Raw genomic sequence first — 18,799 nt, forward strand, 5'->3', positions numbered from 1 at the left:
GCCGATGACCGGCACCACCCTAACCGACCGCGCGCTACTCAGAATTTCAGGCGAAGAGGCGCGGTCCTTCCTGCAAGGCCTGCTGACCCGCGATGTCCTGACGCTCAAAGCGGACGAACCACGCTGGTCCGGGCTCCTGACGCCGCAGGGCAAGGCACTGTACGACTTCATTCTATGGGCCGATGGCGACGATGTGCTGATCGATTGCCAGGCGGCGCAGGCCGACGCGCTGGCCAAGCGGCTCACCCTCTACCGCCTCCGCCGCAAGGTGACGATCGCGCGGGAGGGATCACTCGCGGTCCACTGGTCGCTCGCAGCCACTGACAAGCCCCTCGACCCGCGCCTCGCCGACCTCGGCCATCGCTGGCTCGCCCCCCTCGCATCGGACGACGCCTCCGCCCCCTTCCGCGCTCACCGCCTGTCGCTCGGCGTGTTCGAAGGCGCGGGCGAGCTTGGTCAGGACCAAACGCTATGGCTGGAAACCAATGCAGGCGAATTGCGTGGCGTTGACTTCGACAAGGGCTGTTATGTCGGTCAGGAAAACACCGCCCGCATGCATTATCGCAGCAAGGTGAGCCGTCGCCTTGTCGCCGTTCCCTTGGCCAACGCCGACGAGAAGCGCCAACGCGCCGCGCTGCCTGACCTTGGTCTATCTATCGAGCTGCGCCGCGTCGAAGACATCGATCCCGCGACCCTGCCTCCATGGCTCGCCGCCGCGATCGCCGAGCAAGCCGCCGAATGAAGCGCCTCTTGCTCGCCCTGATCGGGGCTCTCAGTATCACAGTGCCCGCATGGGCCGATACGCCCTGGACACTGGTCAAAGCCTATCCTCACGATCCCATGGCCTTTACTGAGGGCCTCTTCTTCCACGACGGCGCCCTCTACGAAAGCACCGGCCTTGAAGGACGGTCGGAAATCCGCAAGGTCTCGCTTGAGGACGGCAAGGTCCTCGAAAGCCGCACCCTCGCTCCGCAATATTTCGGCGAAGGCATCGTCAACTGGAAAGACCGGCTGATCAGCCTAACCTGGCGCCATCGTCAGGGCTTCGTCTGGAAAATCAATGGCTTCTCGCCGCTTTCCCAGTTTCGCTATGAAGGCGAAGGCTGGGGCCTGACCCAGGACGGCCAAAGCCTGATCATGAGCGATGGCACCTCGCAGCTTCGCTTCCTCGACCCCGAAACACTTGGCGAGACGCGCCGCATCACCGTGACCTTCAACGGCCGTCCGGTCGAGCGCCTGAACGAACTGGAATATGTGAAGGGCGAGCTATGGGCGAACATCTGGTATGACACCCGCATCGCCCGTATCGATCCCGCGACCGGCAATGTCATCGACTGGATCGACATAGCCTCCCTCATCCGGGAAAGCGGCGTCGCTGATAGCGAAGGCGTACCCAACGGCATCGCCTATGACCAAAAGCGCGACCGCATCTTCGTCACGGGTAAATATTGGCCAAAGCTGTTCGAGATACGCCTGAAAAAGCAAAGCAAGGACGCGCGCTAACTAGCCTTCTTGCGCCGCGTTTCCCATCCCTTCTTCGCCGCCGCAGATCGATCCGCCGCCGACCGCCCAGCCGAAGCGGTGCCGCCCTTTCGCCCGCCCTTGCGCGAGGAAACATGAGTGTCAGGCTTCCCCCGCCCCGACCCGGACTTGTTTCCGCCGCCGGATTCCTTGTTCACCGTGGCCCAGGCCCGCCGTTCCGCCTCCTTGCGGGAAACGCCGCGATCTTCATATCCTTCCTCGATATGCTCGGCCTCACGCTTTTGCTTGTCGGTATAACTGCCCTTGTCGCCACGCGGCATGATCCATCTCCTGTCAGCAGCCCCCTCACCGCCTTCCAACGATCATTCGGCCATCGCGTTCACAACGCTGCGCTTGCGTCACGAAACTGGCGGAACGGAAGCTGATGGGCGGGCGTTCCCCGGCTATGGAACAGCGCACCCTTATCGAACGGCTGGCCCGCCATCTCGCCGCGCATGAACCCGATCAGTGGCAGGCGCACGTAGCCGACGCGGCCAGCATCCTCGCCATCATGAAGGACCCTGACCCCGCCATGCGCGAGGCAGGTGACGAAGCTCAATGGCGCGCTATGATCAACGCCGCGCTTCGGGAGCGGTGGGCGGTCACGACTCACCCGGGAGGCGACCATGCTGAACCCGGCACCGATGAAGAGGGCGAATTTTCCCTTCATCCCCATGGCGTTACCCAGGACCGTGCCGACTGGGTCCATGTTCATGACAGGCAGGAGAAATCATCATGAAGGGGTTGTTGAAGCTGGCATTTCTTGGCGGGCTGGGCGCTGTGGCATGGCGTAGCTGGAAAGACCGGAAGGCCCCAGCTGAGCTTGATGATCGCGCGCCGGTGGGATCGTCGGGAATCATCCGGGACGCCGGTCCCGCAGAACAGCATATCGCCCCAAGCGACTGGGACATGATCGACGAGCAGGTGGACGAATCCTTCCCGGCAAGCGACCCGCCCGGCAACTATCGCGGCATAGCCTGACCTGTTCCGACTGGCGCGGTTGTTGCCCCTGACCGACCCGGCCTCTATGAGACGGGGCCGTAATGGCCGCACATCGCCATCGACCGACAAAAGGGGAAATCCAGCAAATGCCTTCGGGTCTCATCGCGCTGCTCGACGACGTAGCGGGAATAGCCAAGCTCACAGCCACGTCTCTGGACGATGTCGCCGCAGCCGCAGGTAAGGCCGGGTCGAAGGCGGCCGGGGTCGTCATCGACGACGCGGCGGTGACGCCCCGCTATGTCATGGGGCTGACGCCGGATCGCGAGCTGCCGATCATCTGGAAGATCGCGCGCGGATCGCTGCGTAACAAGCTGCTGTTCCTCCTCCCCGCCGCCCTGCTGCTGAGCGCCTTCGCGCCCTGGCTTCTCCCGCCATTGCTGATGCTGGGCGGCGCATTCCTCTGCTTTGAGGCCGTCGAAAAGCTGCTGGAGGCGGTTCAAGGCGGGCATGACGTCGCGCAGGAAGCGCTCACCACCCACAGTTCGCAAGAGCTGGAGGACCAGAAGGTTTCGGGCGCCATCCGGACCGACTTCATCCTTTCCGGCGAGATCATGGCAATCGCGCTCGGCACCGTGGCAGCAGAACCGCTTTGGGAACAGGCGCTGATCCTGGTCGTCGTCGCCATCCTCATCACAGCGGGCGTCTATGGCGTCGTCGGCTTCATCGTGAAGATGGACGACATCGGCCTGCACCTGACCGAACGCCCGTCACCAACAGCGCGCAGCGTGGGACGCGGGCTGGTCCATGCCATGCCCATCCTGATGAAGATCCTGTCCGTGGTTGGTACAGCCGCCATGTTGTGGGTCGGCGGCGGCCTGATCGTTCACGGGTTGCATGAGTTCCACTGGGACCTGATCCCCGGCGCCATCCACCATGTTGCGCAAAGCGTGGCGGCTACCGCGCCCGCCATCGGTCCCTTCCTCGATTGGACCGTGAACGCAATCGGCGGAGCTATCGTCGGGCTGGTCATCGGCGGGATCATTGTTGCGGTGCTGCACCTATTCAAAAAGCACTGAAGCACGCGGCACGCCGGACATTCGATCAATGAATAACATGGGAACGCCGCAGCACCCTTCCCCCTGGCGGATCGAGGCCGTCGCCCTGCTCGCCCTTGCGCTGCCGATGATCGCGGGCAATGTCGCCTGGGCAGGGATAGCCGCGACCGACCTTTTGCTGATCGGCCGTCTGGGCGCGCAAAGCGTCGCGGCGGGCGCGCTCGCCATCAACCTGTTCCAGGCCCTGCTCATATTCGGCATGGGCCTTGTCACAGCAGCCGCGCCGCTGATCGCCAATGAACGTGGCCGCCGCCGCCATTCCGTCCGCGACGTGCGCCGCACGGTCCAACAGACGCTGCGTGCCGCCTTTCTCTTCGTGCTGCCCGCCTGTGCACTGCTCTGGCATAGCGAAGCCATCCTTCTGGCCATGGGACAGCAGCCTGACCTTGCCCATCAGGCCGGCGTTATGATGCGCGGGCTCCAATGGGCGCTGCTTCCTTTCCTCGCCTTCTCGACACTGCGCAATTTCATGTCGGCGCTGGAGCGGCCGGTCTGGGCCGTGGTCGTCATGCTGCTTGCCATGCCCTTCAACCTCTTGGCGGGGTGGGTTCTGATCTTTGGCAAGCTGGGCATGCCAGCCCTTGGCCTACTGGGAGCGGGCCTCGCCAGCACCCTCTCCTCCTGTTTCCTTTTCCTGAGCCTTCTGGCGGTGATCCTGATCGACCGGCGCTTCCGCCGCTATCGGGTGATGGGCCGCTTCTGGACCCACGACAGGGATCGGCATCGCGCCGTCTGGGCGCTCGGCCTGCCGATCGCGATCACTGTCGGCTTCGAGACGACGGTGTTCAACGCCTCGGCGCTGCTCATGGGCCTAATCGGCCGCGATTCCCTCGCCGCGCATGCCGTCGCGATTCAGATCGCCGCGCTTCTCTTCATGGTGCCCATGGGCATAGGTCAGGCCGCCACGGTACGAGTCGGCCTCGCTCAGGGACGCGGCGATGCTGCCGAAATTGGGCGCGCGGGCTGGCTCGCCCTCCTGCTGGGCTTCGGATTTGCGCTGGCCGCCGCCATCCTGCTTATCACCGTGCCCCGCCTGCTGATCGGCGCCTTCCTCGACCTGAACGATCCCGCCAATGCTCGAACGGCGGCGCTGGCGGTCAGCTTCCTAGCCGTGGCCGCGCTGTTTCAACTGGTGGACGCCACACAGGCGGTCGCCGCCGGTGTTTTGCGCGGCCTGCATGATACGAAGGTGCCGATGATCTTCGCGCTGATCGGCTACTGGATCATCGGCGTTGGAGTGGGAACAGTCCTCGCCTTCCCGCTCGGGATGAAGGGCCTCGGCATATGGCTGGGCCTCGCCAGCGGCCTTGGTGCGGTTGCGCTGCTGCTGCTCATGCGCTGGACGATGCGGGAACGGCTCGGTCTTGTCAGCTCATCCTGAAAAGCGCCCGGATGCACTTTGCGTCGATATTGCGGCGCACAAAGCAATTGAAGACAGCCTGCGAATCGGTAATGACGAAAATCATGACTGCCCCGACGACCATTTTCGAAGCCATCGCGCTTCAGAAATGCCTGAAGGCGACCTACAATAAATTGGTCGTCAAGCTGGCGCCCCACATCCTTTACACGCGCCATGATGAGATGTTCATCGACGCCGTGACGGTGGAACGCGAAGGTGGTCCGCCACGCGAACTGAAGCTTGGCACATTCAAGCTGGCGGGCCTCAACGACGTCACCGTGCTCGATGAGACGTTCGAGGCGATGTACGGTCTCTATAATGAGACCGACGACAAGTATAAGGGCGTGACCCTCTTCGCAGTCGCGCCCGAGAGCGCAGTCGCCTGAGAGCCGACGGAGCGGCCCCGAAAGGCCGCTCCTTTCATTTCTTCAGCCGGTAGCCGGTACGGAATACCCATCCGATAACTGCCAGGCACACCGCCAGCATCCCGGCGATGAACAACAGGCTGAACTCGATCCCCACGTCACCCCGGCCGAAAAAGGTCCAGCGGAAGCCCGACACCAGATAGACGATCGGGTTGAACAGCGTCACCGTGCGCCATGGCTCGGGCAGCATATGCACCGAATAGAAAGCGCCACCCAGAAAGGTCATCGGCATGATCAGCAGCAGCGGTATAACCTGCAACTGCTCAAAGCTCTGTGCCCAGATGCCCAGGATGAACCCGAACAGGCAGAAGCTGACCGCGATCAGCACCATGAACGCCACCATGGCGATCGGATGCTCGACATGGACATCGACGAACAGATGCGCCGTCACGAATATGATCGTGCCCACGCTCAACGCCTTGGTCGCCGCCGCGCCGACATAGGCGATCACCGTTTCCGTCGCCGATACGGGGGCGGAAAGCAGCTCGTAAATGGTGCCCGCGAATTTGGGCATGTAGATGCCGAAGCTCGCGTTGAAGATGCTTTCAGTGAACATCGACATCATGATGAGGCCGGGCACGATGAACGCCGCATAATCGATGCCGTCAATCTGCGTCATCCGCGACCCGATCGCACCGCCGAACACCACGAAATACAGGGATGTCGTGATCACCGGCACCAGCAAGCCGGTCAGCAATGTGCGGCTGAACCGGTGCAGTTCGAATTTATAGATCGACCAGATCGCCCGATAATTGAAGCCGCTCATGCCACCTTCTCCTGATGGACCAGGCTGACGAAAATATCCTCCAGGCTGCTCTGCTGCGTGTTGAGGTCCTTATAGCCGATGCCCAGGTCGCCCAGCGTCCGCAACAATGAGGACACGCCCGTACGCTCGGCACGCGTATCGAAAATATATTCGATCTCATGGCCGTCGGACTTGAGCGACAAATCCCATTGGCTCAGCTCTGCCGGAAGCTGATGCAGCGGCTGGTTAAGCGCCACGGTCAGGCTCTTCTTGCCCAGCTTCTTCATCAGCGCCGTCTTTTCCTCGACCAGGATCAGTTCCCCATTGTTGATCACGCCCACCCGGTCGGCCATTTCCTCGGCCTCTTCGATATAATGGGTGGTGAGGATGATGGTCACCCCGGTCTGCCGCAGCTCGCCGATCAGCTTCCACATGTCCCGGCGCAACTCGACGTCCACGCCAGCGGTCGGCTCGTCCAGAAACAGCACGCGCGGCTCATGGCTCAGCGCCTTGGCGATCATCACCCGCCGCTTCATGCCGCCCGACAGTTCAAGCATCTTGTTGTTGCGCTTGTCCCAAAGCGACAGGTCGCGCAGCACCTTCTCGATATGGGCATCGTTGCGCGGCTTGCCGAACAGCCCACGGGAAAAGCGTACCGTGTCGATCACCCGCTCGAACGCGTCGGTGTGCAGTTCCTGCGGCACAAGTCCGATCGCGGAGCGCGATCCACGATAGTCGCGTACGATGTCATGCCCGGCGACGGTCACTGTTCCACCGCTCGGCCGCACATTGCCGCAGATGATGGAGATCATCGTCGTCTTGCCCGCGCCATTGGGGCCTAGCAGGGCGAAAATCTCACCCTCCTCAATCTCCAGATCGATGCCCTTAAGTGCCTGAAAACCCGATGCGTAGCTTTTCGTCAGCCCGGAAACGGTAATGATGGACGCCATGCGCGCAAAAGCCCCTTTTTATCTGCACGCCAAGATAGGGGCGCCGGGTCCAAGCGCAACCGGCCTATTCGCCCTGGCGATGAAAGCGGAACACTGTTGCTGGCGGAAAATTGCGCACCGTCTGTCCCACGCGCGCGACTTCCAAGTCCAGCGCATGCAGCACGTCACGGCTGACCGGCGGCCGCGTAGAATAGGTGAACTGGATAAAGCTGCCGCCCGGCCGCAGCATGCGGAATGCTTCGGACAGAATGTCGGCATGCACATGGCGGTCCATCGCCAGCAGCGGTAGGCCGCTTATCACCGTCTGATATTGCCCCGGCTCACCGGCCGCCGCCGTCGATACGATCTGCGCTGGCGTTTCCAGCACCGACACATGCGGAAAGTGCCGCCGCAGCCCGCGCGCAAAGGCGGGATTGATCTCCACCACCTCCAGCTTTTCCGGCGGCAGGCCCGTCTGCAGGATCGCGCGGGTGAACACGCCAGTCCCACCGCCCAGTTCCATCACCCGGCCATCCAGCGGGTCGATATGCGCTACCATCAGCCGGGCAAGATAGCGGCTGCTCGGCACCACCGAGGCGGTTTGGCGCGGCTTCTTCACCCAGGCGGCCAGGAAATCCAGATATTCCGTCGCCCGCGCCCGGAATTCGCTCCGGGGCATGGCGACTGCCCGGCCACGTTTGGACTTGTCATGCATGAGCGAAAGGCGACCGGAAACATGTCATCGCGACTCCCCTTAGCGAGCCTGAAGCGCGCCGTCGATTGGCTTTAACATGTCTATAGATGGCAAATTTTTCACTTGTGCGGCGCCCGTCGCGATGCCGGCCCGAACCGCCCACACGCCTTCCTGAACAAATTTGCGAGATCAGCCTGAAGGTGATCGGCTCAACATCCTGCTTCAGATCATAAAAATTAAAAATACGGATTTATAATCAACATATTAGCTTGTTGCCGCAGGTTCATGCAACCTCCTCCACTATGAGCGGGTTCAACAGCAAATCATTGTTTCGGAGGAGAATTATGCGCAAAGCCATTATCGCCCTGTCGGCCCTTTCGATGGCCATCCCTGTGTCCATGGCGATCCCGACCGACGGGGCCAGCGCCCGGAAGCATCACCACTATCGCGAATGGCGCGGCCGCGACGGACGGACATATTGTCGCAAGTCCAACGGCACGACCGGCCTTATCGTCGGCGGCGTAGGCGGTGCCCTTGTAGGCCGTGCCATCGACACGCGCGGTGATCGGGCCACCGGCACGATCCTGGGCGCTGCTGGCGGCGCGCTGCTCGGCAAGGAAATCGATAGCAAGCGCCGCTGCCGCTAATCTGCCAACAAATAAAAGGGCGGCTCCCGATTGGAAGCCGCCCTGTGCAAATTCCTAAAGTACCGCCGCTTACTCCGAGGCGGCTCCGCGAGCCTCATCGACCTTAAACGCAACCGGTCGGCCGCCAGACACGCCGGACACCTTGCCGTTCTTGATCGCCAGGTTAAACGCAACGGCATCCGGATAGCGGCGACCTGACACGAGCCGACCCGTCTTTGTATCCTTCACCTGATAGACATAGGTGTAGCCTTCATGGGTGAAGCGCTGCTTACCTTCTTCCGCATGGACGGGGGCAAGGGCAGCGGCGACGGTGCCGACTGCACCGGTAAGAATGAATTTCGACAGCATTCGCATAGGTTTTCTCCTTGTGAATGCCGATCAAACACCTCTGCATTTCTGTTCTGTCGGTGTCGAACCTATGGGCCAGACACATGCGCGCAATCGCAAAAGGCGGATCACCAGTTGCGCCTCGCGCAACCGGCCATGCGTCAAGCCTCCGACATCGCCACGATGTGACGGAACTGCGCCTCGGTCAGGGGGGACACGGACAGGCGCGACTGCCGCAGCATCACCATATCGGCCAGCGCCGGGTCCGCCTTCATCGCCTTCAGCGTGACGGGCTTTTTCAGCTTTTCCTTCGGTGCGACATGCACGGCGATCCACTTGCCGCTTTCGTCGGTGCTGTCGGGCGCGGCTTCCTCGACAATCTCCATGATGCCGACCGCTTCCACACCAATATTGCTGTGGTAAAAAAAGGACAGGTCGCCCTTGCGCATCGCCTTCATGTTCAGCTGCGCGGCATGGTTGCGAACGCCATCCCACTCCGCCTTTCCTTTCTCGACCAGGTCGTCATAGGAAAAGACATCGGGTTCCGATTTCATGAGCCAATAGTTCATGATCGCCTCCTTGCATCAGCCGCCCGGGCCGATCAAGGATCGGACGGCGCCAATTGACAGAAGGAAAGCCGAAACTTGCCGCACGCACCGCTGGAACAGGTTCCACTGCTGTCCCTCACCGCGATGGCTAAGCCGGATTTTGCAACAGCGCTCGGCGATTCGTTCCGGCAATTCGGCTTCGCCATGGTGAAGGACCACGGCATGGATGCCGCCCTGATCAACGATGGCTGGAGGCTCGCCCGCGCCTTCTTCGCCCTGCCGGAGGATGTAAAGCGCCGCTACGATGCCAGCAGCAATGGCGGCCAGCGAGGCTACACGGCGTTCGGCAGGGAAATCGCCAAGGGCGCGAGCGAGAATGACCTCAAGGAATTTTGGCATGTCGGCCGCGACCTGCCCGCCGGACACCCCCTTGGCGCCACCATGCCGCCAAACATCTGGCCCGAAGAAATACCCGAACTTCAACCCACTTTAAGCCATCTTTATGCCGAGTTCGACCGCCTAGGCGCCCAGCTTCTCGCCGCGATCGCCCTCTATCTCGATCTGCCCGAACATTGGTTCGACGACGCCACCGAAAACGGCAACTCGATCCTGCGACTACTCCACTACCCGCCAGTTTCGCCCGAAGCCCCGGGCATCCGCGCAGGCGCGCATGAGGATATCAACCTCATCACCCTGCTGCTCGGCGCCGAGGAAGGCGGCCTGGAGATCAAGGACCGCCAGGGCAACTGGCTCCCCGTCGTACCGCCCCCCGGCGCGCTGGCGATCAATGTCGGCGACATGCTCCAGCGGCTGACCAACCACCGCCTGCGATCAACCAGCCACCGCGTCGTCAATCCTCCGCCGGAGCGGCGCGGCGTCGCGCGCTATTCCATGCCCTTCTTCCTGCACCTACGCCCGGATTTCCTGATCGAACCGCTGCCGCAATGCGTCGATGCGGACCACCCGCGCCGGGACCCGCCGATCATCGCGCACGACTATCTGACCGAGCGCCTGCGCGAGATCGGACTGGTGAAGGGCTGAACGCCCGTCAGCTCACTTGCGCCACCGACCCAGAGTAATGCCGATTTCCTCACCCTTCTCGCTCAGCGCCAGCTTGATGATCTTCACCTCGACATGCAGCACCTTGTCATCCTGAAGGAAGATGGTGTCGATGATATGGTCCGCCACAGCCTCGATCAGCGTGAAATGCTGCCCTTCCGGCAATGCGCTCGTGGCGGCATGCTTCAGGTCCATGTAATTTTTCGAACGGGATAACGGCGTATCCAGCTCATAATGGTCAGCGACCTTCAACTGCGCGCGGATGGAAATGCGCAGCGGCTGCGGCAGATGGGTTTCTTCCGAATAGATGCCCGTCAGGACATCGACGTCCAGATGATTGACCTCCAGCGTCAGAAAATCGTCAAATCCGCGGTCCATGGCTTTCCTGCTGCTGGCGATGGCCAGAATAGACTTTAATTTTGCGGAACAGGCGTTAATCCCGCCGCTCCGGCGCGGTCCATGCGCCATTGACGGCGGATCGGCAAGACGTGTCTCATATTGTGCCCCTTAACATCGTGGCGGAAGAGGCGATTGAGCAACTGCTCGACGCCGCCTTTGGCCCCGACAGGCACGGCCGCACCGCCTATCTGATCCGCGACGGCATGCCTTGGGTGCCTGAGCTGTCCTTCGGCATGATGGATGAACATGGCGAGCTGGCCGGTTCGCTCCAAAGCTGGCCAGTGGCCCTCACCCATGCCGACGGAACGCACACACCGCTCATCATGGTCGGCCCGGTCGCTGTCTCCCCCACCCTCCAACGCACCGGCCACGGCCGCGCGCTGATGGATGCGGTCGTCAATGCCGCTCGCGCCCACCATAGCGATCCGCTGATGATGATCGGCGATCCCGAATATTATGGCCGCTTCTGGGGCTTTTCCGCTGCATCCACGGGCGGCTGGACCTGCCCCGGCCCCTATGAAGCGCGCCGACTACTCGCTCTTTCGGTCGATGGAGCCGCGATCGGCGGCGAAGGGATGCTTGGGCCGCGAATCACCACTCCAATGTGATTTCCCTTTTGCCTTCGGCGCCACGCGATCCTATCTCGACGCCATGCCGATGGACCCGCCACCTGATCTTGCCAACCTGTCGCTGGCCGACATAGCCCGTCTGGTCGAGGAAAAGCGGCTGCCGCCCGTCGAAAAGTGGAATCCCGACCATTGCGGCGACAGCGAAATGCGCATCGCCCGCGACGGCACATGGTTTCATCAGGGTTCGCCCATCGGCCGCGAAGCCATGGTCCGCCTCTTCTCGACGATCCTGCGGCGTGAAAAGGATGGCTCCTATGTCCTTGTAACGCCAGTTGAAAAGCTGTCGATAGAGGTGGACGACGCCCCCTTCCTCGCCGTCGAGCTAAAGAGCGAGGGCGAAGGCCGCGACCGCGCCCTCGCCTTTCGCCTCAACACAGGCGACCTGATCCCCGCAGGCCCCGAAAACCCGCTCGTCATCCGGGAAACGGCCGATGGCCCGCACCCCTATCTGCACGTACGTGGCGGGCTTGAGGCGTTGGTTAACCGCAGCGTCTATTATGAGCTGATGAACCTCGCGCTGGACGAAGCAAGCGATCCGGTTGGCCTCTGGAGCAATGGCGCCTTCTACCCATTGGACGGCTCCGCATGACCTTGGCCGACCGCGTCCGCGCCGCGCTTGCCGAAGGACATGCGCGCGAAGTCGGGCTCATGCTATCGGACACACGAGATCCCCGCATCGACGGCGAACTCGTTCTTGCGCCCGCCGCCGTGCTCGTCGCCATCACTGACCGACCGGAGCCCGGCCTCATCCTCACCGAGCGCGCGGCTTCCCTGCGCAAACATGCGGGGCAGATCGCCTTCCCCGGCGGCCGCGTCGATCAGGAAGACGCCAGCGAGATCGCCGGAGCGCTGCGGGAGGCGCACGAAGAAATCGGGCTGCTCCCTAGCTTCGTGGACGTCATCGGCACGACCGACCGCTATCACACCTTCACCGGCTTCGACATTGTGCCCGTGCTGGGCGTCATCCCGCCCGACCTACCGCTCATGCCACAGGCAAACGAGGTCGCTGATTGGTTCGAACTGCCCCTCTCCTTTGCGCTCGATCCCGCAAACCGGGTCAGCCATTCCGCCCATTATCAAGGTGTTGAACGGCACTATTATGAAATAATGTGGAATGAGCGCCGTATCTGGGGCATCACCGCCGCCATACTCGCCAACCTGTCGCGGAGGCTTGATCTTGACCGCCTATTTGCCTGACGCCGACTGGCGCCACCGGCCCGGCCTTGACGGCCTGCTCGCCGCGTTGGGGGCGGAACAGGGCCTTGCCCGCTATGTCGGCGGCGCGGTGCGCGACGGACTGCTTGGACTTCCCGTCAATGATCTCGACATCGCCACGGCGCTGGAGCCGCAAGAGGTGATGGAGCGCCTGAAGGCCGCCGGGATAAAGGCTGTGCCCACGGGCATAGACCATGGCACGATCACGGCGGTGATCGGGGGATGGCCGGTCGAAATCACCACCTTGCGCCGCGACGTCAGCACGGACGGCCGCCGTGCGACCATCGCCTACACCACCGACTGGCGGGAGGATGCGGCACGGCGCGATTTCACCATCAATGCGCTGTACGCCGATCCCCACACCCATGAAGTGACCGACTTTTTCGGCGGCGTGGATGACCTTGCGGCAGGCCGTGTCCGCTTCATCGGCAGCGCGGCCGAGCGGATCGCAGAGGATCATCTGCGCATCCTGCGCTATTTCCGCTTCCTCGCCCGCTTCGGCAGCGACACGCCGGATGAGCAGGCATATGCCGCCTGCCGCACCGCCGCCAACAGCCTGATGGCCCTGTCGCGTGAGCGTATCGCCGATGAGCTGATGAAGCTCCTCGCCCTTCCCGATCCTTTCGCCTCGCTCCAATTGATGATCGAAGGCGGCATCCTCCTTCCTGTTCTTCCGGAAATCGACGGGGACGGACTTGCTCGACTGGGGCAGTTGACGGCGCGCGAAGCCGACGCTGGCATTCCGTACGCTGCGCTGCGCCGCCTGGCTGCCTTGCTCCCCCCCGACCCGCGCACCGCCGATGCCGTGGGCGCCCGTCTCAAACTGTCCAACAAGGCGCGAAAGCGTCTCGTCCTCGCGCTGGAACCCCATAAGGCGGCCCCATCGCTCAGGGCGCTCGCCTTCATCATCGGCGTCGAAGGTGCAATCGACCGCATCCTGCTCGACCCCATGGCATCCCTCGACAGCATCGCCTCGCTCGAAGGCTGGACGCCACCGCAACTTCCGATCGGCGGAGGCGCCCTGATCGCGCGCGGCCTGCCGCCCGGCCCCGAGGTCGCCAAGGCGCTGGGCGAGGTGCAGCGTATCTGGGTAGAAGAAGGTTTCCCGGAGGCAGGCCGGGTCGATCAGATCGCGGATCAGACCGTTTCGAAATTCCAGCGCGCGCGCCAATAATCGAACGCATCATTTTCCGGCATCGGGCGCGCGAAGTAAAAGCCCTGCCCGTGGCTGCATCCCATGGATTGCAGCCCATGGGCCAGTTCCTGCGTCTCCACCCCTTCGGCGGTGACATGCAGGTTCAACGATTCGGCCAGCGACAGGATCGTGCGAACGATCGCCTGCTTGTCCTTGTCATCCAGCATGTTGGTCACAAAGCTGCGGTCGATCTTCAAAATGTCGATCGGCAGGCTGTGCAAGCTGGCAAGGTTGGAATAGCCCGTGCCGAAATCGTCCATGGCGATCGGCATTTGCAGGTCCTTCAATGCAACCAGCAGCTTCCGCGCCTTGTCCGGATCGGCGATGATCGCGCTTTCCGTCAGTTCGACGGTCAGCCGCCTGCCCGACACGCCTGAATAGCGCAGCGCTTCCTCGAACATCGACGCAACATCATCGCGCGCCATCTGGATCGGCGACAGGTTCACATTGACCCCGACCGGCATTGCCTGTCCGAATTTCGCGTCCCACCGGCTCAGCGCCTGCGCCGCCTCATAAGCCGCCCACCGGCCGAGAGGCGTGATGAGGCCGCTTTCCTCGGCAACCGCAATGAACTCGCACGGGGAAACATGACCCAGTTCAGGGTCATTCCACCGGGCGAGCGCTTCAAATCCGGTAATCTCCCCCGTCTGCAACTGAATGAGCGGCTGATATGCCAAGGTAAGCTCACCTTGTGTCAACGCGGTGCGCAGGCGGCTCTCAATGGAAAAGCGCCGCTGCGCTTCCTTCAGCACGCCGTTGCGGTAGATCTCCACCTTGCCGCTACGCTTGGCGATTTTCACCGCCGCCTGCGCCTTGCGGATTATATCGTCGGGGTCATCGTCCAGGCTGGTCGCCAGAGCACATCCGATCGCGCAGTCGACCCGAATTTGCAGATCACTCAGGCGGATCGGCGAATTCAGCGCATCCCTTACCCTCTGCACGATATGAAGACAGTCCGACAAGCCATTGTTCAATCGTGCAAATATCGCAAAGTCATTGCCGCCGATCCGCGCCAGCACATCGCCCTGCCGCAGGCTCGACTTCAAACGCTTGGCAACCGTGATCAGCAGTTCATCACCCGCCATCGGCCCCAGCGATTCGTTAACCCGGCTAAATCGGCTGAGATCGATCGCGATGATCCCGAACTGCGAATTGCTCGGCCATGGAGAATTGCGCAGTCGGTCTTCGATCTCCTCGCCAAATCCCGTACGGTTCGGCAGCGCTGTCAACCCGTCGGATAGCAATTCGCGGCGTAAATTCCGTTCGGTCACGCGATCGCTAGTGCGGTCCAGCGCGGTGAAGAGAATGAGGTGCGCCGCTTCGTCAGTCGAGGGCAGCAGCCCGGCGGTGCAGGAGAAATATTCCGGCCCCAAAGGACCATCACGCCGCAATTCAAACGTGACGGAGACGCTTTCCGAAAGCGCAACCTCAATGATCCGTTCGCGCCAGTCCTTGCAATAGGGCGACTCGGCGCCGGTATCGCCCCTGTCCAGGAAGCTGTGATAAAAAGTCTTGTTAACAGCAACGATCGACAAGTCATTGTCTTTAAAACATAACATGGCTGCGGCGTGCGGCATCGCCTCCAACCAATGCTCCATCTCCGCCAGGCAGCGCAGATGCGTGCGCTCGAACCTCGCGAGGAGGTTGTCGTCCAGCCTTTGACCTGGCCGAATACGCGCTGGCACCGTTTTCATGCCACCGGATTAGATACCAGTGGTAAATTTTCAGGAAATGACCCGATGTAATTTCAAGAAGATATGCGGCTCGTTACGCATTCATCAAAATCGGTTGTCTCGCGGGAAGCCAACCGGCGGCATCCGCCCGGCCGCCCCGCGCGCAACGCGCCACGGCGTCATGTCGGCCTCGGTTCGGGTGCGCCCGCTTCCTCCGCCCATCGCCCAGCTTAAGCCATCGCTCATCCGGAAAGTGACGGCATCCGACAGGCCGCCATCGCGATAACGCTGCATCTGCACGCCCTGCCCGCGCGACATGCGCGGCATTTCGACCAGCGGGAACACCAGCAGTTTGCGATTCTCACCGACCACGGCGACGCTGTCCGCCTCTGTCCCAATGATGTGGACCACCGTCAAGCGAGCGCCCGAGCGCACATTCACCACCTGCTTGCCCTTACGCGTCTCGGCAATGACATCCGCGACCGCCGCGACAAAGCCCCTGCCGTCCGATGCAGCCAGCAACAGCTCGCTTCCTGTCTTCGCTGGGAACAGCGCCACGATGTCGCCCTGATCATCCATATCGACCAGCGACCGCACCGGATCGCCAAACCCGCGCCCGCCCGGCAACTTGTCCGCCCCCAGCGTGAATATGCGCCCGCTCGCCGTCGCCAGCAGCAGCTTGTCGGTCGTTTGCGCATGGAAGGCGATTTTCGGCCCGTCGCCTTCCTTGAACTTCAACGTGTCCGCCGAAGAAAGGTCGCGATGACCGCTCATCGCCCGTATCCAGCCGCGCTCCGACAGGATCACTGTGATCGGCTCGCGCTCGATCATCGCCTCCAGCGGAATTTCTCGGGCGGGCGCCGCTTCCTCCACCAAAGTCCGCCGCCTGCCGATATCGCTCTCTGGCGAATAGCGCTTGCGCAGTTCCGCCAGATCCTTCTTCAGCCGGTTGCGCTGGCGCGTCGGGCTCTCGACCAGCTTGGTAAGCTCATCCCGTTCCTTGAGCAGCCCCGCATGCTCGCGCCGCAGCTCCATTTCCTCCAGCTTGCGCAAGGAACGCAGCCGCATGTTGAGGATGGCTTCGGCCTGCCGGTCGTTCAGCCCAAATTCCTCCATCATCACCGCCTTGGGCTCATCCTCCGTCCGGATGATCTCGATCACCCGGTCGAGGTTCAGATAAGCGATGATATAGCCGTCGAGCAGTTCGACCCGCGCGGCGATCTTGTCCAGCCGATGCTGCGCGCGCCGCACCAGGACGTCGATCTGGTGCTTCAGCCACTCGATCAACACCGGCTTCAGCCCCAGAACGCGCGGCGTCCGGCTCGCGTCCAGTACGTTGAGGTTCAGCGGAAAGCGGTTCTCCAGGTCAGTCAGCCGGAACAGGCTGTCCATCAGCACATCGGAATCCACCGTCCGCGCCCGCGGTTCAAGGACAATGCGAATCTCCGCGTCGCTCTCATCCCGCACATCCGCCAATATCGGCAGCTTCTTGTCGTTGATCAGCGCGGCGATATGCTCGATCAACTTGGACTTCTGCACCTGGAAAGGGATTTGCGTCACCACCGCCACCCAAGTCCCGCGCCCGCCATCTTCCTTGTGCCAGCGCGCCCGCGTGCGGAACGATCCCCGCCCCGTCGCATAGGCTTCCGAAATAATGGAAGCGTTATCCACCAGCACGCCGCCAGTCGGGAAATCCGGCCCGCGCACGACCTGCATCAGGTCGGCATGTTCGGCATCCGGATTTTCGATCAGCAGGCTCGCCGCATCGATCAGCTCGGACACATTATGCGGCGGAATGCTGGTCGCCATGCCGACCGCAATGCCGCTTGCGCCATTTGCCAGCAGATTGGGGAAGAGGCCGGGAAAAACCTCCGGCTCTTCATCCTCGCCATTATAGGTGGGCCTGAACTCGACGGTCCCCTCGTCCAGCCCGGCCATCAGGTCGGCCGCCGCCTGCGTCAGCCGCGCCTCGGTATAGCGCATGGCCGCGGCATTATCGCCGTCGATATTGCCGAAATTCCCCTGCCCATCGACCAAGGGGGTGCGCAGCGAGAAATCCTGCGCCAGTCGCACCATGGCGTCATAGACCGACGTATCGCCATGCGGGTGATATTTACCGATCACATCGCCCACGACGCGCGCGCATTTCTTATAAGAAGTCGTGTTACGCGCCGGATTAGCGACCAGCACATCCGGCGACGCGCCGCCCGGCTCCATCTTGAGCAGCCGCATCGCCCACAATAACCGCCGGTGCACCGGCTTCAATCCATCGCGCAGATCCGGCAGCGACCGCGCCGTGATCGTGGAAAGCGCATAGACGAGGTAGCGCTGGGACAGCGCTTCGTCGAACGGGTGATCCTTGATAGCGTCGAACGGGTCGCGAAAATCGGTCATCGCGATCGGAATAGCAGCGCAACGACAAAACGGAAACGGGGATTACATCCCCGAAAAATTCACCTCCTTCGCCTTCGGGGCTTGCACATTCGCCGCCACGCGCCAATTTGCGCCCGTGTCCGATTCCAACCCACCTCCTGTCATCGCCCTCCCGCCGCCGCCCGCTTCGCTGCTGACCGGCGCGGCGCTGTTTCTCGACTTTGACGGCACCCTCACGCCGATCGCCGCCACACCTGACGGCGTGGTCGTGGATGGCGATCTGCTCACCCTGCTCGGCGAATTGCGCGATGTGCTGCAAGGCCGTCTGGCGATCGTCAGCGGCCGGTCGATCGTCACCCTGCGCGATCTCGGCTTCGCCAACTTCCTGCTTGCCGGAACGCACGGACTGGAATTCGCCCAGCCGGGCGAACAGGTCGAAGCCGCCCCTCGTCGCCCGGCGGTCGATGATGCCGAAGCGGCCTTCCACAGCTTTGCGGACGGTAAGCCCGGCATATTGGTGGAACGCAAATCGATCAGCGTTGGCCTGCATTTCCGTGGCGCGCCCCAATGGGGCGAGCAGGCGGGCGAACTGGCCAGCGACCTCGCCGCCAAACTTGGCCTCGCCGTGCAACCGGGCAAGATGCTGTTCGAACTGCGCCCCGGCGGCGCGGACAAGGGCAGCGCGGTCCACACGCTGATGGCCCGCACTCCCATGGCAGGGGGACGCCCGCTCTTCATCGGCGACGATGTCACGGATGAGGAAGGCTTTGCCGCTGCCACTGAACTGGGCGGCGCGGGCATTCTGGTCGGCCCGCCCCGGACGACACTCGCCGCATTCTCTTTGGAACAGGTTGCCGCTGTCAGGCATTATCTCGCGCGGGGGGTCGTCAGGCCCGGCTGAGCCATGGCTGGCGCCCCCTCGTTCGAATGAGCCAGGGGGGCAGACCGATAGTCAGGACCAGTA

Annotated in this window: 23 protein-coding genes; 14 read left to right on the forward strand and 9 right to left on the reverse strand. The window is 62.5% G+C overall.

What is annotated here, in order from left to right; translation table 11 throughout:
• Positions 1-4: 4 nt before the first annotated feature.
• Complete coding sequence (gene ygfZ / locus ACZ5ZH_RS06020) at positions 5-742, forward strand: CAF17-like 4Fe-4S cluster assembly/insertion protein YgfZ (RefSeq protein ID WP_464772489.1); 738 nt, start codon at positions 5-7, stop codon at positions 740-742.
• Positions 739-1,503, forward strand: coding sequence for a glutaminyl-peptide cyclotransferase (locus ACZ5ZH_RS06025; RefSeq protein ID WP_464772490.1), 765 nt, complete (start codon positions 739-741; stop codon positions 1,501-1,503). The genes ygfZ and ACZ5ZH_RS06025 overlap by 4 nt, the downstream gene beginning before the upstream one ends.
• Here the strand turns inward: ACZ5ZH_RS06025 and ACZ5ZH_RS06030 are convergent.
• Positions 1,500-1,802 (reverse strand): plasmid stabilization protein, encoded by a 303-nt coding sequence (locus ACZ5ZH_RS06030; protein WP_464772491.1) that lies wholly within the window; start codon positions 1,800-1,802, stop codon positions 1,500-1,502. The genes ACZ5ZH_RS06025 and ACZ5ZH_RS06030 overlap by 4 nt on opposite strands.
• 125 nt (positions 1,803-1,927) lie before the next feature.
• Here ACZ5ZH_RS06030 and ACZ5ZH_RS06035 point away from each other — a divergent pair, with 125 nt between their 5' ends.
• From ACZ5ZH_RS06035 to ACZ5ZH_RS06055, 5 genes are all read left to right on the forward strand, one after another.
• Complete coding sequence (locus tag ACZ5ZH_RS06035; RefSeq protein WP_449474644.1) at positions 1,928-2,260, forward strand: hypothetical protein; 333 nt, start codon at positions 1,928-1,930, stop codon at positions 2,258-2,260.
• On the forward strand, positions 2,257-2,502 hold the full coding sequence (locus ACZ5ZH_RS06040) for a hypothetical protein (protein ID WP_464772493.1): 246 nt from the start codon (positions 2,257-2,259) through the stop codon (positions 2,500-2,502). Before ACZ5ZH_RS06035 ends, ACZ5ZH_RS06040 begins: the two co-directional genes overlap by 4 nt.
• 107 nt (positions 2,503-2,609) lie before the next feature.
• Positions 2,610-3,539 (forward strand): DUF808 domain-containing protein, encoded by a 930-nt coding sequence (locus ACZ5ZH_RS06045; protein WP_464772494.1) that lies wholly within the window; start codon positions 2,610-2,612, stop codon positions 3,537-3,539.
• Between the two features lie 37 nt (positions 3,540-3,576).
• The gene (locus ACZ5ZH_RS06050) at positions 3,577-4,959 is read left to right on the forward strand and encodes an MATE family efflux transporter (protein WP_464775212.1); all 1,383 of its coding nucleotides are present in this window, start codon (positions 3,577-3,579) and stop codon (positions 4,957-4,959) included.
• A gap of 83 nt (positions 4,960-5,042) precedes the next feature.
• Positions 5,043-5,363 (forward strand): hypothetical protein, encoded by a 321-nt coding sequence (locus tag ACZ5ZH_RS06055; protein ID WP_196225850.1) that lies wholly within the window; start codon positions 5,043-5,045, stop codon positions 5,361-5,363.
• Between the two features lie 34 nt (positions 5,364-5,397).
• Here ACZ5ZH_RS06055 and ACZ5ZH_RS06060 read toward each other — a convergent pair whose 3' ends face one another.
• The 3 genes from ACZ5ZH_RS06060 to ACZ5ZH_RS06070 form a co-directional block, all read right to left on the reverse strand.
• On the reverse strand, positions 5,398-6,168 hold the full coding sequence (locus ACZ5ZH_RS06060) for an ABC transporter permease (protein WP_449473216.1): 771 nt from the start codon (positions 6,166-6,168) through the stop codon (positions 5,398-5,400).
• Positions 6,165-7,097 (reverse strand): ABC transporter ATP-binding protein, encoded by a 933-nt coding sequence (locus tag ACZ5ZH_RS06065; protein WP_464772496.1) that lies wholly within the window; start codon positions 7,095-7,097, stop codon positions 6,165-6,167. Before ACZ5ZH_RS06065 ends, ACZ5ZH_RS06060 begins: the two co-directional genes overlap by 4 nt.
• A 64-nt stretch (positions 7,098-7,161) precedes the next feature.
• Positions 7,162-7,791 carry a class I SAM-dependent methyltransferase gene (locus ACZ5ZH_RS06070; protein ID WP_464772497.1) on the reverse strand — a complete coding sequence of 210 codons (630 nt, stop codon included), beginning with the start codon at positions 7,789-7,791 and terminating at the stop codon, positions 7,162-7,164.
• 323 nt (positions 7,792-8,114) lie between these two features.
• Between ACZ5ZH_RS06070 and ACZ5ZH_RS06075 the strand changes: the two genes are divergently transcribed.
• Complete coding sequence (locus ACZ5ZH_RS06075; protein ID WP_449473222.1) at positions 8,115-8,417, forward strand: glycine zipper 2TM domain-containing protein; 303 nt, start codon at positions 8,115-8,117, stop codon at positions 8,415-8,417.
• 69 nt (positions 8,418-8,486) lie between these two features.
• On the opposite strand, the gene ACZ5ZH_RS06080 is transcribed toward ACZ5ZH_RS06075, so the two are convergent.
• A complete protein-coding gene (locus ACZ5ZH_RS06080) occupies positions 8,487-8,771 on the reverse strand; it encodes a hypothetical protein (RefSeq protein ID WP_464772498.1) in 285 nt (94 codons plus the stop codon).
• A 134-nt stretch (positions 8,772-8,905) separates the two neighbouring features.
• Positions 8,906-9,313, reverse strand: coding sequence for an EVE domain-containing protein (locus ACZ5ZH_RS06085; RefSeq protein ID WP_464772499.1), 408 nt, complete (start codon positions 9,311-9,313; stop codon positions 8,906-8,908).
• A gap of 123 nt (positions 9,314-9,436) precedes the next feature.
• Between ACZ5ZH_RS06085 and ACZ5ZH_RS06090 the strand changes: the two genes are divergently transcribed.
• Positions 9,437-10,333, forward strand: coding sequence for an isopenicillin N synthase family dioxygenase (locus tag ACZ5ZH_RS06090; protein WP_464772609.1), 897 nt, complete (start codon positions 9,437-9,439; stop codon positions 10,331-10,333).
• Between the two features lie 12 nt (positions 10,334-10,345).
• Here the strand turns inward: ACZ5ZH_RS06090 and ACZ5ZH_RS06095 are convergent, their stop codons facing one another.
• Positions 10,346-10,729: a dihydroneopterin aldolase gene (locus tag ACZ5ZH_RS06095; RefSeq protein WP_196225842.1), complete on the reverse strand. Its 384-nt coding sequence runs from the start codon at positions 10,727-10,729 to the stop codon at positions 10,346-10,348.
• Between the two features lie 110 nt (positions 10,730-10,839).
• On the opposite strand from ACZ5ZH_RS06095, the gene ACZ5ZH_RS06100 reads away from it, so the two are divergent.
• Genes ACZ5ZH_RS06100 through ACZ5ZH_RS06115 form a run of 4 tightly spaced genes read left to right on the forward strand, consistent with a single transcriptional unit; the run spans position 10,840 to position 13,768 of the window.
• A complete protein-coding gene (locus tag ACZ5ZH_RS06100) occupies positions 10,840-11,358 on the forward strand; it encodes a GNAT family N-acetyltransferase (protein WP_460986041.1) in 519 nt (172 codons plus the stop codon).
• A 43-nt stretch (positions 11,359-11,401) separates the two neighbouring features.
• Positions 11,402-11,968 (forward strand): DUF1285 domain-containing protein, encoded by a 567-nt coding sequence (locus ACZ5ZH_RS06105; RefSeq protein WP_464772500.1) that lies wholly within the window; start codon positions 11,402-11,404, stop codon positions 11,966-11,968.
• Complete coding sequence (locus ACZ5ZH_RS06110) at positions 11,965-12,576, forward strand: CoA pyrophosphatase (protein WP_460986043.1); 612 nt, start codon at positions 11,965-11,967, stop codon at positions 12,574-12,576. The genes ACZ5ZH_RS06105 and ACZ5ZH_RS06110 overlap by 4 nt, the downstream gene beginning before the upstream one ends.
• Entirely contained in the window at positions 12,557-13,768 is a 1,212-nt protein-coding gene (locus tag ACZ5ZH_RS06115; protein ID WP_464772501.1) for a CCA tRNA nucleotidyltransferase, read from the forward strand. Before ACZ5ZH_RS06110 ends, ACZ5ZH_RS06115 begins: the two co-directional genes overlap by 20 nt.
• Here the strand turns inward: ACZ5ZH_RS06115 and ACZ5ZH_RS06120 are convergent.
• On the reverse strand, positions 13,732-15,483 hold the full coding sequence (locus ACZ5ZH_RS06120; RefSeq protein ID WP_464772502.1) for a putative bifunctional diguanylate cyclase/phosphodiesterase: 1,752 nt from the start codon (positions 15,481-15,483) through the stop codon (positions 13,732-13,734). The two genes, ACZ5ZH_RS06115 and ACZ5ZH_RS06120, sit on opposite strands and share 37 nt — an antisense overlap.
• Before the next feature lie 84 nt (positions 15,484-15,567).
• Positions 15,568-17,856 (reverse strand): DNA topoisomerase IV subunit A, encoded by a 2,289-nt coding sequence (gene parC / locus ACZ5ZH_RS06125; protein ID WP_464772503.1) that lies wholly within the window; start codon positions 17,854-17,856, stop codon positions 15,568-15,570.
• Between the two features lie 115 nt (positions 17,857-17,971).
• Here parC and otsB point away from each other — a divergent pair, with 115 nt between their 5' ends.
• Positions 17,972-18,736, forward strand: coding sequence for a trehalose-phosphatase (gene otsB / locus ACZ5ZH_RS06130; RefSeq protein ID WP_464772504.1), 765 nt, complete (start codon positions 17,972-17,974; stop codon positions 18,734-18,736).
• Positions 18,737-18,799 lie beyond the last annotated feature (63 nt).

Source organism: Sphingobium sp. TomMM7A, from assembly GCF_055397305.1.